Below are 12732 nucleotides of genomic sequence, written 5' to 3'. Positions count from 1 at the left end.
CAGTGGCCGTCTGGGACGACCTGGTGGGCCAGGACCGGGTGGTCGAGCAGCTGACCGCCGCCGCCCGGTCGGCCGGGGCGACGGTCGCCGCCGGACGCGGAGCCGCGGCCGGGGCGGGCGGCAACGCCTCGCTGATGACGCACGCCTGGCTGTTCACCGGTCCGCCCGGGGCCGGCCAGATCACGGCCGCCCGCTCCTTCGCCGCCGCCCTCCAGTGCACCAGTCCCGACCTCGCGCTCGGCGGCACGCCCGGCTGCGGCTTCTGCGACGGCTGCCACACCGTGCTCGCGGGCAGCCACGCCGACGTCAAGTACGTCCGGACCGACGGCCTGTCGATCGGTGTCGGCGACATGCGCGCCCTCGTGCTGCGCGCCTCCAGCTACCCGACCAACGGCCGCTGGTCGGTGATCCTCGTCGACGCCGCGCACCGCCTCACCGAGGCCGCCGCCAACGCCCTGCTGAAGGGGGTGGAGGAGCCGTCCCCGCGCACCGTCTGGCTGCTCTGCGCGCCCTCCGTGCAGGACGTGCTGCCGACCATCCGGTCCCGCTGCCGCATGCTGGTGCTGCGCACCCCGGCCGCCGAGGCCGTCGCCGACATGCTGGTCCGCCGGGACGGCGTCGAGCCCGGGACCGCCCGGCTGGCCGCACTCGCCGGCCAGGGGGACATCGAACGGTCGCGCCGCCTCGCCGTCGACGAGCAGGCCCGGACCCGCCGCGACGAGGTGCTGAGGATCCCGCTGGAGGTCGCCGACATCGGCGGCTGCCTGGCCGCCGCGCAGCGCCTGGTGGACACCGCCAAGGCCGACGCCGAGGCGCTCGCCGAGACCCAGGACGCCCGGGAGACCGACGACCTCAAGGCCGCGTACGGCGCGGCGGAGGGCAGCAAGACACCGCGCGGCATGGCCGGGGCGGTCAAGGAACTGGAGAAGCGGCAGAAGAGCCGCGCCACCCGTACCCGCCGCGAGACGCTGGGCGTCGCGCTGCTCGACCTGCTCGGCTTCTACCGGGACGTCCTCGCGATCCAGCTCGGCTCGACCGGAGCGCTGGCCAACGAGGACCAGCGGCAGGCGCTCGGGCGGGTCGCCCAGTCCGGTCCGCCGGAGTCGACGCTGCGGCGGATCGAGGCCGTGCTGGCCTGCCGGCGCGCTCTGGACCGGAACGTCGACCCGCTGCTCGCCGTCGAGGCGATGACGGTGGCCCTGCGGGCGGGGTGAGCCTCCGGGCCCGCGCGCGTAGCAGGGAGCCGTGCGGAAGCCCTGAGATGCGCGCGGGTTCCTGCCGGTCCGTGCGCCGGCACCGGCCCGGGAGCGGCTGCGCCGAGCCCCGGACCACCCCTCGGGTACGGCTTCCCGCCTACCCGGCGTCCCACCTTCGAGTGAACGAGCGATACGCGCCGGGCACAGCCTCGTGCGGCCGCCGGGTCGTCTTGCACGCTGGGGGCCGACTGAGCCCCGGTCCCGGGGCCGTCGCGTCCCGTACGGCGCCGGGCCCGGTCGTCCGGCCCTCCCCGAGGTGGTGCGTCCCATGGTCGGTTCGCTTCTGGTCGTTCCCCTGCTCGCCGCCGCGGGGGGTGGGATCTGGCTGGCGCGCGGCGCGCTGTTGCGCTGGCGCGATCTACGGGCCGCCGAGACGTACGAGCTGACCGGCGACCAGCGGCCGATGCTGGTACGGGCGGCCGGGGCGATGGTCTGCGGGATCTGCGTCACCGTGCTGACCCTGCTCACGGCCCTGGGCGCCTTCGGTGACCTGGCCGGGGTCGGCACACCGACCGGGTCCGCCGCCGACCGGTCGGCCGACGGCGGGGGAGCGGACCGTCAGGCCGCGCCGCCGGAGTCCGCGGGCGGAGCACCTGCCGCCGCCCCGGCCCCCGCCGCGGCTCCCGCTGCGGCTCCCGCCGTGGCTGCGGTTCCTGCGGAAGCCGCCGGCGCGCCCGCCCCGCCGCCGGTGGTCAGCCGGTTCGACAGCGTCGGTCGACCGGGCGGCGGAGAGCTGCTGCAGTCGGCCGTCCCCGGCCCGGACGGCCACCCGCGGAACGTCCGGGTCTGGCTGCCAGCCCAGTACGCGAAGGACCCGAACGCCCGCTTCCCGGTCGTCGTGATGCAGGCCGCCGGCCCGGGGAAGACCGCCGACACCGAGGTCCCCGACGTCTTCGAGGGCCTCTCCTCCGCCGCCCAGGGCGCCAAGGCCCGCCCGTTCATCCTGGTCGCCCCCGAGGCGCCGATCGGCACCGGGCACCCCTGCGACCTGCTCGCCGCCGCCCCGATGGCCGTCGCCGACGACGCCGCGCTCCGCACCACCATCGCCGCCACCTTCCGCACCCTGCCGCCCGGGCCGGCCGGCTGGGGCACGCTGGGTGTGGAGGGCGGCGCGCCCTGCGCCGCGGCCGCCGGGCTCGCCCGCCCCGACCTCTACGGCGCGGCCGCCGCCGTCTCCGGCCGGTACGACACCGCCGCACTCGCCCGGACCGGGGCCGAGGCACCCGCCACCGCCGCCCCCAAGCTGCTGCTCGCCGCAGGCAAGGCCGACACCGCCGGGCTGGACGCGGCCCGCAAGCTGCAGTCCACGCTGCGCTCCGGCACCGGAGCCGCCGCCCGCGCGGAGGTACGGATCTCCGACAACGCGCAGGACTACTCGGCGGACCGGATCCGACTGCGCCTGGTCCGGCAGGCGGCGCAGTACCTCGGCGAGGCGCTCGCCAAGGCGTCCTGACCCGCCCGGGCGGGCACTACGCTTCCCGGTACCGGTGCCCGGAGCGGCACCGGTACCCGGTGGCGGAACCCGGACGGCACCGAAGCCACCGGACGCGATCAGCTGAGGGGGACCCCTATGCCGGCCGAGCTGCGGGCCGACCGTGAACGGCGTGCGGGTGTGGTCGCCGCGGCCGCACTGCTGGCGGCCGTCGGGCTGATGGCGGGGGGTTGCACCCCGACCGGGACGACCACCCCCGGCGCGGCCTCCTCCGACACGGTGCCGCCGGCCGGTGACGCGCCCGCGTCCGCCCCGTCCGCTCCCGCCTCCGGTTCTGCCTCCGCCGCTGCCTCTGCCTCCGCTTCCGGCTCCGCGCCGGCAGCGGCGTTCGCGGGCGCCCCCCGCCCCGCAGCCGCGCCGCTGGAGCCGCTGCCCGCCGCCGTCCCCGCCGCGCTCGCGTCCTACTACGGGCAGCGACTCGCCTGGCAGCCGTGCGACGACGGCTACGAGTGCACCACCTTCAAGGTGCCGCTGGACTACGACCGCCCGGCCGGCGGCGACCTCACGCTGGCCGCGGTCCGCGCCCCGGCCGTCACCGGCTCCGGGGCGGCGGGCGCCGCCCGCGGCGACCGGCTCGGCTCCCTGCTGCTCAACCCGGGCGGCCCCGGCGCCTCCGCCGTCGAGTACGTCGAGGGCGTCGCCCGCACCTACGACAGCGGCGTCCGCGCCCGGTACGACCTGGTCGGCGTCGACCCGCGCGGAGTCGGCCGCAGCGCCCCGGTGACCTGCCTGGACGGCGAGCGGATGGACGCCTACACCGCCGTCGACATCACTCCCGACGACCCAGCCGAGATCGACGCCCTAGTCGCTGCCGCCAAGGAGTTCGCCGAGGGCTGCCGCCGGCAGGCCGGGGACCGGCTCGGCCACCTGAGCACCGTCGAGGCCGCCCGCGACCTGGACGTGCTGCGGGCCCTGCTCGGCGACGAGCGGCTCAACTACGTCGGCAAGTCGTACGGCACCTTCCTCGGTGCCACCTACGCGGGGCTCTTCCCCGCCCGGACCGGGCGGATGGTGCTCGACGGCGCGATGGACCCCTCGCTCGACTCACTGGCCGGCAACCGCACCCAGGCCGGCGGCTTCGAGACCGCCTGGGCCGCCTTCGCCCAGGACTGCGTCAAGCGCGAGGACTGCCCGCTCGGCCGGACCGAGCAGAAGGCCGGCGAGCAGCTCGCTGCCCTGTTCGCGGCGATCGACGCCCACCCGCTGCCGACCACCGCCGACAGCCGCCGGCTCACCGAGGCGCAGGCGACCACCGGCGTCATCCAGGCCATGTACGCGGACTTCCTCTGGCCCCGGCTGCGCACCGCGCTGGCCGACGCCCGGGCCGGCGACGGCACCGGCCTGCTGAAGCTCTCGGACGACTACTACGGCCGGGAACCGGGCGGCTCGTACCCCAACCTGATGTTCGCCAACATGGCCGTGAACTGCCTCGACCTGCCCGCCCCCTTCGCCGGTCCGGACGACGCCGCGCGCGCCGTTCCGGACTTCGAGCGGGCCTCGCCGCGCTTCGGTCGCGACATGGCCTGGATGGCGCTGACCTGCACCTACTGGCCGGCCCGGCCCACCGGCGCGCCGCACACCGTCCGCGCTTCCGGTGCCACGCCGATCGTCGTCGTCGGCACCACCCGCGACCCGGCCACCCCGTACGCCTGGGCGCAGGCGCTGGCCGGGCAGTTGGAGTCCGGTCGGCTGCTGACCTACGACGGCGACGGCCACACCGCGTACGGCCGCCACGACACCTGTCTGGACGGCGCCGTCAACCGCTACCTGTTGGGCGGCGAAGCCCCGGAGAACGGGAAGCGCTGCGGCCGGTGAGGCGGTCCGGGCGGGAGTGTCAGGACGGGTCGGACGGGCGGAGGAAATCGCCTTCAACCACCATCCGGTACGACGTTACGATGAGCGCCCCTCGCTCTCCCCGTCACCCCCACCGGAGCCCACCGTGCTCGGAGTCAACGACCTGGCGACGTACGTCCTCGGCGCCCTCGTGATCATCCTCCTCCCCGGCCCCAACTCCCTCTACGTCCTCTCCGTCGCCGCCCGCAAGGGCGTCCGGACCGCGTACACCGCCGCCGCCGGGGTCTTCGTCGGAGACTTCACACTGATCAGCCTCACCTCGCTGGGCGCCGCCTCCCTCCTGGAGGCCAACCCGGCCGTCTTCGCGGTGGTCAAGTTCGGCGGCGCCGCCTACCTGCTCTGGATAGGCATCGGCATGCTCCGCGCCGCCCGCCAGCTCTGGCGCGAGCACCGCGCAGGCGCCGACGCCGCCCCCGACACCGCCCCGGAGCCGACCGAGCGCCCGTTCCGCCGGGCCCTGGTGATCAGCCTGCTGAACCCCAAGGCCATCCTCTTCCTGCTCTCCTTCTTCACCCAGTTCGTGGACCCCTCCTACGGCAGCCCCGTCCTCTCCTTCGCCCTCCTCGGCGGGATCCTCCAGACCTTCAGCGTCCTCTACCTCACCCTCCTGATCTTCGCCGGCACCACGCTCGCCGCCGCCTTCCGCCGCCGCAAGCGCCTCTCCGCCGGCCTCACCAGCGGCGTCGCCGCCCTCTTCGCCGGCTTCGCCGCCAAGCTCGCCGTCTCCTCCGCCTGACCCCCTCCCCTCGACCCGGTACGGATCACCGCCGAAACCTGTGTAGACTGGCCCGCGTTGCCGTCACCACCGGCAACGTTGCCGCCTTAGCTCAGTTGGCCAGAGCAACGCACTCGTAATGCGTAGGTCGCGGGTTCGAATCCCGCAGGCGGCTCCGAGAAGGCCCAGGTCAGATACTCGCTGACCTGGGCCTTTGCCGTTTCTCGGCATTCGGGCAGACGTCGACGGCGCGCCACAGGATTGCTTGCGTGAGCGACGCGTGAGCACGGGTGTTGATCTTGGGTTAGCCCTTGGCCTTCTTGGCCTTGGACTTCGCCTTCTTCGCCGCCTTCTGCTTGGCCTTCTCGGCTTCGGCTGCCCCTTGGCGAGGGCCTCGGCTTCGGTCTTCCGTTGAGGGGGACGAGCTTCGCGGCATCCTCGGCGATCTCGGGCACGACGCTGGTGTAGATGTCCGAGGTGATCTTGATGGAGGAGTGGCCGAGCATCTCGGACACCATCTTCATGTCGACCCCCCGGCGAGCGCGAGGGTGGCCGCGCCGTGGCGGAGGTCGTGCCCGCGCCCCAGGACCTGCGCGCCGAACTCCGAGCAGCAGCAGAGGTCTTCGCCCGCGCCCAGCGCTCCCAGATCCGCGCCGACCACACGGCGGCAGCCGGTCTGCGACAGGCGGCCCGCGACCTCGTGCACGCCGGCAGCGGCGAGGACGGCAGCACCCTCGCCGTCCTCGTCGCGGCCCTCGTCTGGGCCGCGATCCCCTCCCAGCGCTGGCACACCGCCAAGGGCCATGCCCAGCAGGCCGAAGCCGCACGCCGAACCGTTCAGCACCTTCAGGCCGCCTACGACCAGGCCGCCGCCGACCAGCTCGCCTTCCTAGCCCAACGCCAGCCCAAGGAGCAGACCCGCAACACCCTCGCCTCAGACGTCCGCGCCGCCATCCCCGACCACACGAGGCGGATCCTCGCCGAGCCCAACTGGCCCGCCCTCGCCACCGTGCTCGCCGACGCCGAGGCCGGCGGCTACATACCCCACCAGTTCCTCACCGAGGCCGCCGCCCGCCGCGAACTCGGCAGTGCCCGCCTGCCCGCCAAGGTGTCCTCATGGCTCGTATCCAGCACACCAGCCACAACCCCGCACCCAACCGCACCGTCGAGGCGGCACTCCTGCGCTCGTCCGCCACCCCACGACCAACCCGTCACCCACCACGACTGCCCTGCAGCGTCCCGGCACCCAGCCCCGACACCGCTGACCACCAGCGACCGGAATTCTGCTGCCGCTGGTGGGCGGCCATCAGTTGGTGGTCGCCCACAGCCGTTCACTCAGTCCTTGAGCGCGATATCCAGGTATGCCTGCACTGGCTCGAAGACCCCGTACGGGACGTATTCTGGGATCTCTGCAAGCGCCACCCACGCCAGTGCGTCCAGTTCTCGCGGGTCACCGACGGCAGTGGTGCCACTGACGATCTCGCAGGCCGTGTACGACATCCATCGGCCAGTCTCCGGGTGGACGCGCTCGCCGAGGACCTTGATGGCGGCCACGTTCAGCCCCGTCTCCTCCGCGGTCTCGCGGACAGCCGCGTGCTCGGGAGACTCGCCGGGCTCGATCTTGCCTGCCGGGAACTGCCACAAGAGCTGGCCCTCGCTGACTCGGCGCCGGACCATCAGCACCCGACCCTCTCGGATCACGATCGCGGCAGCGACACCTGGCGGCCCGTCTGAAGGCGGGAGCATCGGCTAATCCCTCTCCGCCGCTGAGGCCGCCACGGGGCGGAGCAGGTCGAGGACGTGGGTCCAGTTGTACTTGTCGCGGCCCCCGCCGGCCTTGGGCTTGTGGGGGACGTAGTCACCGATCAGGACGCCCATCGAACGGAGCCGGGCCAGGCTCTCCCCGTACGCGGGGTGGGCAGCCTGGGCTGAGTTGACGTAGGGCTGGACGGCCACGGGGATGCCGAGGCCGTACGCCTCGCAAAGGATGCCGAGCGCGAGGGTGTCGGAGATGCCAGCAGCCCACTTGTTGATGGTGTTGAACGTGGCCGGGGCGACGGCGATAGCGTCGGCCGGGGGCAGCGGCTGGGGGATGCTCGGCGTGCGCCAGGCGGAGCGGATCGGGTACCCGGTCTGGGCTTCAATGGCTTCCTGGTCTATGAATCCGAGCCCGTTCGGGGTCGCGATCACGCCGACTCCCCAGCCCTCGGCATGGGCCGCGGTGATCAGTTCGCCTACTCCGTCGGCGATGCCCGACGCGCAGACGACAACGTAGAGGAACGGCTTGCGGTGCTCGGTCAAACCTGGACTCCCAACTCCTGGCAGAAACGGCGAAGTTCCGGGACGGCGCCGCGCCGGTCGCGAGCGGCCATGTCACCGGCCAGCTCGAGCACGCTGGGCCGTCGGCGGATGTCCTCCGAGGCGCAGCTCTCCGCGATCCTGAGCGCTTTGTATCCCTCGGCCAGTCTGCCCTGCTGGCTGTAGGCCCGTGCAGCCTCCACCCACAGCGCCGCCCGGCGTTCGGGGACCGGGATGCGCCTGCGCATCAGCGGCTGGGCGGCTTCCAGCGCCGCTCCGGCGTCGCCCAGGACGACCGAGGCGCTCACCGAGTGGAGCGCGACGTTGGTCGGACTGAAGTTCGCCCAGGCTTCGGGGCCGTCGAGGTCGACGTAGCGCGCGACCTCCTGAGCCTCGGAGAGGAACTCGGCGGTCGTGGCGCGGTCGCCGCCGGCGCTTGCGGCCGTCACCCCGCGAAGGAGCATGAGCCCCAGCGCAGCGAGGTACTCGGGTGGGCGCCGGTCGTAGCTGCCGGAGAGTTGGTCGGCGGTGTGCCGGACAAGGGTGACGGCGGGCGCGGTGTGCCGGTCGCGCGCGAGGACGTGTGCCTGGACGCGGACGCTGGAGGCCATCACGACGGGGTCGGCGCTCCGTTCGGCCTCGGCCATGGCACGGCCGACCGCGAGCCAGGCGTTGCCGTGGTCGCCGAGCTTGAGCAGCAGGCTGACCGCGGTCTGGTACGCCGTCGCGAGGAGGCCGGACAGGACCTGATCGCCGCTGCGGGAGGCGTCCTGGGCCTGACGAAGGTCGACGATCAGCGACGGCAGCGCGCCTTCGAGTTCGGCGTACCGGCAGGTGTAGAAGAGCTTCCGGGCCTGGGAGAGCCGGGCCGCGAGTGCGGCCTGAGGTTGTGGCGCGTGCTCAGCTGGAACGGGTCCGGGCAGCAGTGCCTGGACCAGCTCTATCCCCACGCGAGGATTAGGTGTCGGGGCCACGAGCGCGACGACGCTCGCGGCCAAGAAGTTGCGACGGTGCATGTCGTCCGTCCTGCTGTCCGCACTGGTATGGGAGGACAGGCCCAGGCTTCCCAACGGGATGTCGAGCACGGCTGCGACAGCGCGCAGGACATCGATGTCCTGCGTCCCCCTGCCGCTCTCCAACCGGCTGATCTTCGACTGGTGGTAGCCCAGTTCGATGGCCACGTCCGCCTGCGACCGCCCGCTCAACACCCGTGCGCGGCGGATTACTTCTCCGATCCCGCCCGCTGCGGAGTGTCCTTTGGCCGTCTGCGACATGGCTTCTCCTGCCAATGCTGATCCTGCCTGGTGAGCCGAGCGTGGCCGCACCAGGACAACCCGTCATGCGCGATCTGCATGGATCATGCACGTGGCGCTCAGGCCCTAACCGTGTTGCATCGAGATGGAGTTGTCTGGTCGTCAGCAACTTGACCACCCTCGCAGCTTGCTGTTCCCCGCTCCCGCATGACCGAGTCCCACTGCGGTCTCTCGCATGCGCAGCTCTACCCAGTGGCTAAGGAGAAGCGCCGATGACCCTCCGCTCGGACGCACAGAGATGCGGTACCACGCACCAGCGGGACGCGGACGCGGTGGCCGTTCCTCTCGCTTTGGAGGACAGCCGGGGGTCGAACACAACCGCGAGCGCCTCAGATCGCGCCACTGAGCGTCGCGAGCGCCTCGCCCCCGCCAACACCCACGCCCGAGAGGTCCTCGACCGCCACCAGTTCGATGACGGCCGGTGCAGCGACGGCTGCGGCCGCTGGCCGTGCAACAGCGTTGTCGACGCGGTCCAAGCCTGCGATGGTGACCAGTGATCGCCTCTACTCACGCCCGACGTATCTCGCTCATCGGCACCAGGCGCGACCACGTCCCGCCGGCCCGGGACGCCGTCGTCCGAGTCGCCCGCTCGTGGGGGATCGACCCGACCTCGCTGGGCGACATCGCGCTGGTCGCCGACGAGCTGCTCGCCAACGCGGTCATCCACGCGCCAGGAAGACTGCTGGCCGGCATCTACCTCTCTCCGGACGGCGACCGGGTGGTGATCGAGGTCTACGACCCGTCGCGCCGGATACCCGCCGGGGCCGCCAACTTCGGCAACGACGAACTGACCACCGGTCGAGGCATGTTGCTGATCGAGGGCCTGTCGGAGACCTGGGGCGCGGAGCCGACGACCCATGGCAAGAAAGTCTGGGCCGAACTGGCGGTGCCCGCTGTCGCGGTACCCGAGCACCCTCGCTCGGCCCGAAGGACGGCACTCATCACCGGCCTCGTCCGCACCGACCGTCCCAGGCACCGTCCCCACTCGCCTGCCTGGCCCAGCGCTCGCGCGTACAGGTGGTTCTCGCGGCACCGCCCGTACCGATGCAGGCACACCGGCCGGGCGGCGACGGGGCCGGTCGCCCCTTCCCCCGGGGGCGGCCGGCCCAACCCCAGGCGACATGCCCGACACAGCCGTATCTGATCCACGCCAACTCGGCGCTACGGAAGGATGGATGGATGAGCGACTGGGACTTTGTGAAGGACAGAACCGCCACCCAAGGCGCGGTGTGGAGGTCGGCTGATGGCCTGCTCTACAAGCGGACAGGTGGCGAGGACCTACGGGCAGAGACCGAGTTCCAGCAGCTGGCCGCCAGCCTCGGCTACCCGGTGCCGGAGATCGTCGACAGAGGCTCGGAGGACGGGTGCTATTTCGTCGTCGAGCGCGCCATCGGCGACAACTCGCTGCACGAGGAGGCGCTGGCCGACGCCGGGCGGGACGGTCAGGTCAGCTACCAGGTGATCAGCACGGCGGCCGCCGTCGCGTCGAAGCTCCTCCAGGCCCAGGCGAGGCACTCCCTCCCCGCCGCGCCGTGGTTCGAGAAGGCGGCGTTCGCGGCCGAGGTCTTCGAGGAGAACCCGGACTTCGACACCCCGCGCGTCCACGAGGCGGTCAAGCACGCCCTCGACCGGTTGGCTCGGCTTCCGATGGTGCACGGGCACCTGGACTACGGCCTGCCCAACGTCCTTCAGGCCGGCGTCATCGACTGGCAGCATCACGGACCGGTCCCGCTCGGCTACGACGTCTACCCCGCGCTCGACATCGTGGCCTTCAAGGGCGGCGGCAAGGGCTACAGCATCACCCCGGAACAGCGCGCCGCCTACACCGGCGCACTCGACGAGACCACCGCATCCCTGATCGGGCAGCGGGTGAGCGAGCACCTGGGCGACTTCCTGCTCGTCAAGTGCTTCTTCTTCCTCGCCCTCATGCGGCCCACCGACCCCACGCGGCACGACAAGCACATCAAGTGGCAGTACCGCCGCACCCTCTTCACGATGGGACTTGATCAGTATGAGTCGGCCGACACGATCGACACCGGCACCTTCCCCACTCTGGAACGGTTCACCGCTGAACACCGGTAGGCCGGTCCCCACCGTCCGCGACCGCGACTACCTGATGGACCACCACGGAGTCGTCTTCAAGGTCATCGGCGACAGCCACCCCGGCAGCCACTACCTCGGCTACGTCAAGTACCACCCCGACGAGAAGGGCGACCGGCGACTGTTCGGCCGGACCTACCGGCAGAACAGCGTCGTGTCGAAGTCCTTCGGCATCCTGGCCGGCAGGCCGGAGTGCTACGTCTACTCCGACACCCTCGGCTGCGTCATCACCGGCATCCCGCGCGAGGACGTGGCCGTCCACTACTCCTGCCGCCAGGCCCTCGCCGCCATACACGAGGACCCCGGCGCGGTCGCCGACAACCCGGCAGGCAAGGACCTCCTGGCGATCACCGAGTGGATCACTGCGAACGACGCCCAGGGCCTGATCGGCGTCACCGGCTCCTTCCTCGTCGGCTGCTTCAACGATCGCTCCGACATCGACCTCGTCTGCTACGGCCCCGAGGGCTACCAGGCCGCACAGGAGCTCTTCCAGCAGACCGACCTGATCCGGCCGTACGACGGAGACGACCTCACCCGGCTGTATATCCGCCGGGCCAAGTACATGGAGGGCAGCTCGTTCGACGCCCTCATCAAGCAGGAACGCCGCAAGCTCCAAGGACTCACCGCCAACGCCGGCGCGCACATCAACTGCGAACCCATCCGCGCCGACCGCGACAAGACCTTCGCCCGGACCTCCTCCAAGGAGATCGGCGAGATCTCGCTCCTTGCCAAGATCACCGACCACGCCGAGGGCCTCACCACCCCGGCCGTTTACGGGATCAAGGTCAAGACCATCCTCAGCTCGACCATCGACGAGGCCGACTCCTTCGCCCGCCGGATCACCCACATGCGCTCCTACCTCGGCGCCTACACCGGTGCCTTCCGGTCCGGCGACACCGTGCACCTGTCCGGCAAGCTCGTCCACACGCAGGACGGCGAACACAGCGGCTTCGGCATCGAACTCACCCCCTGGACCGTCAGCGGCTCCTACGTCGCCAACCTCGCCGGATAGGACCGCACCGTGACCCTGCTCGTCATCCGGCACGCCGAGTCCGTCGAGAACGCCGACAAGTACAACGGCTTCTACCAGGACCCTCGCCCGTACAGCGGAGCCGCCGCGCACGCCATCTCCCGCACCATCGTCGGCCTGACCCCGCGAGGCTTCCGGCAGGCCCAGTGGCTCGCCGAGGTCCTCCCGCAGCCCGCGGGCTCCGAGCTGCTGCACGTCTACACCTCGACCTACCGCAGGGCGATCGACACCGCCGCGATTGCCCTGCCGGCCCTCCCCGATGGCTGGCCCAGGCAGACCGCGCTCCTGGATGAGCAGCACTACGGCGACGCCACCTACATGACCAAGCGCGAGCTCTACGACAGCTACCCCGCACTCGCCGAGGACCGCCGCCTCCGCAAGCACATCTGGACCGCGCCGGGCGGCGGTGAGTCGCTCGCCGAGGGCGTGCTCAAGCGGGCCGCCGAGTTCGCCGCCCTCGCCCAGGCCGAACTCCAGGAGGCCCGCACGGTTCTGGCCTTCACCCACCAGACCGCCGCGGTGGCGCTGCGATCCCTGCTCGAACTCCGCAGCCTGCCGGAGATCCTGGTCGAGGAGCGGAAGGGCAAGATGCCCAACGCCGCGATCCTCCACTACGAACTGCGAGACGGCCGGTTCACCCGGACAGGAACCACCACCCCGCCGATCTAGGAGGA

The 12732-nt window shown here is 72.1% G+C and carries 12 protein-coding genes, 1 tRNA gene and 1 pseudogene; 10 read left to right on the top strand and 4 right to left on the bottom strand.

What is annotated here, in order from left to right; all coding sequences use genetic code 11:
* Positions 1–2: 2 nt before the first annotated feature.
* From ABZY91_RS08045 to ABZY91_RS08020, 6 genes and pseudogenes are all read left to right on the top strand, one after another.
* Positions 3–1214, top strand: coding sequence for a DNA polymerase III subunit delta' (locus ABZY91_RS08045; protein ID WP_329952403.1), 1212 nt, complete (start codon positions 3–5; stop codon positions 1212–1214).
* A gap of 310 nt (positions 1215–1524) precedes the next feature.
* The gene (locus ABZY91_RS08040) at positions 1525–2709 is read left to right on the top strand and encodes a hypothetical protein (protein WP_355400687.1); all 1185 of its coding nucleotides are present in this window, start codon (positions 1525–1527) and stop codon (positions 2707–2709) included.
* 117 nt (positions 2710–2826) lie between these two features.
* Positions 2827–4563, top strand: coding sequence for an alpha/beta hydrolase (locus ABZY91_RS08035; RefSeq protein ID WP_355400685.1), 1737 nt, complete (start codon positions 2827–2829; stop codon positions 4561–4563).
* 124 nt (positions 4564–4687) lie between these two features.
* Positions 4688–5338: a leucine efflux protein LeuE gene (leuE, locus tag ABZY91_RS08030; RefSeq protein WP_355400683.1), complete on the top strand. Its 651-nt coding sequence runs from the start codon at positions 4688–4690 to the stop codon at positions 5336–5338.
* 80 nt (positions 5339–5418) lie between these two features.
* A tRNA-Thr gene (locus ABZY91_RS08025) sits at positions 5419–5492 on the top strand.
* A 402-nt stretch (positions 5493–5894) separates the two neighbouring features.
* Positions 5895–6517: pseudogene (locus ABZY91_RS08020) on the top strand (mobilization protein); the annotation flags it as partial.
* 135 nt (positions 6518–6652) lie between these two features.
* On the opposite strand, the gene ABZY91_RS08015 reads toward ABZY91_RS08020, so the two are convergent.
* The 4 genes from ABZY91_RS08015 to ABZY91_RS08000 all read right to left on the bottom strand — a co-directional run bounded on the left by ABZY91_RS08015 (position 6653) and on the right by ABZY91_RS08000 (position 9404).
* Positions 6653–7063 carry an NUDIX hydrolase gene (locus ABZY91_RS08015; protein ID WP_355400716.1) on the bottom strand — a complete coding sequence of 137 codons (411 nt, stop codon included), beginning with the start codon at positions 7061–7063 and terminating at the stop codon, positions 6653–6655.
* Between the two features lie 3 nt (positions 7064–7066).
* Positions 7067–7618 carry a flavoprotein gene (locus ABZY91_RS08010; protein ID WP_355400681.1) on the bottom strand — a complete coding sequence of 184 codons (552 nt, stop codon included), beginning with the start codon at positions 7616–7618 and terminating at the stop codon, positions 7067–7069.
* Complete coding sequence (locus tag ABZY91_RS08005) at positions 7615–8889, bottom strand: helix-turn-helix transcriptional regulator (RefSeq protein WP_355400679.1); 1275 nt, start codon at positions 8887–8889, stop codon at positions 7615–7617. The genes ABZY91_RS08010 and ABZY91_RS08005 overlap by 4 nt, the downstream gene beginning before the upstream one ends.
* A 368-nt stretch (positions 8890–9257) precedes the next feature.
* Complete coding sequence (locus ABZY91_RS08000) at positions 9258–9404, bottom strand: hypothetical protein (RefSeq protein WP_355400677.1); 147 nt, start codon at positions 9402–9404, stop codon at positions 9258–9260.
* Between the two features lie 17 nt (positions 9405–9421).
* Here ABZY91_RS08000 and ABZY91_RS07995 point away from each other — a divergent pair, with 17 nt between their 5' ends.
* Genes ABZY91_RS07995 through ABZY91_RS07980 form a run of 4 tightly spaced genes read left to right on the top strand, consistent with a single transcriptional unit; the run spans position 9422 to position 12727 of the window.
* Positions 9422–10072 (top strand): ATP-binding protein, encoded by a 651-nt coding sequence (locus ABZY91_RS07995; protein ID WP_355400675.1) that lies wholly within the window; start codon positions 9422–9424, stop codon positions 10070–10072.
* 35 nt (positions 10073–10107) lie between these two features.
* Complete coding sequence (locus ABZY91_RS07990; RefSeq protein WP_355400673.1) at positions 10108–11010, top strand: phosphotransferase; 903 nt, start codon at positions 10108–10110, stop codon at positions 11008–11010.
* Between the two features lie 34 nt (positions 11011–11044).
* Positions 11045–12040: a hypothetical protein gene (locus ABZY91_RS07985; RefSeq protein ID WP_355400671.1), complete on the top strand. Its 996-nt coding sequence runs from the start codon at positions 11045–11047 to the stop codon at positions 12038–12040.
* A gap of 9 nt (positions 12041–12049) precedes the next feature.
* Positions 12050–12727, top strand: a complete 678-nt coding sequence (locus tag ABZY91_RS07980) for a phosphoglycerate mutase family protein (RefSeq protein WP_355400669.1) — start codon at positions 12050–12052, stop codon at positions 12725–12727.
* Positions 12728–12732: the final 5 nt, after the last annotated feature.

It is taken from the genome of Kitasatospora sp. NPDC002965 (genome assembly GCF_040611255.1).
Lineage (GTDB): Bacteria > Actinomycetota > Actinomycetes > Streptomycetales > Streptomycetaceae > Kitasatospora.
Note: the sequence above shows the minus strand (reverse complement) of the source record. Positions and strands in the feature narration are given on the sequence as shown.

Coding starts and splice junctions, on each gene's coding strand:
- ABZY91_RS08040 (WP_355400687.1), top strand. CDS start 1,525: ATGGTCGGTTCGCTTCTGGTCGTTCCCCTGCTCGCCGCCGCGGGGGGT.
- ABZY91_RS08035 (WP_355400685.1), top strand. CDS start 2,827: ATGCCGGCCGAGCTGCGGGCCGACCGTGAACGGCGTGCGGGTGTGGTC.
- ABZY91_RS08015 (WP_355400716.1), bottom strand. CDS start 7,063: ATGCTCCCGCCTTCAGACGGGCCGCCAGGTGTCGCTGCCGCGATCGTG.
- ABZY91_RS08005 (WP_355400679.1), bottom strand. CDS start 8,889: ATGTCGCAGACGGCCAAAGGACACTCCGCAGCGGGCGGGATCGGAGAA.
- ABZY91_RS07990 (WP_355400673.1), top strand. CDS start 10,108: ATGAGCGACTGGGACTTTGTGAAGGACAGAACCGCCACCCAAGGCGCG.
- ABZY91_RS07985 (WP_355400671.1), top strand. CDS start 11,045: ATGGACCACCACGGAGTCGTCTTCAAGGTCATCGGCGACAGCCACCCC.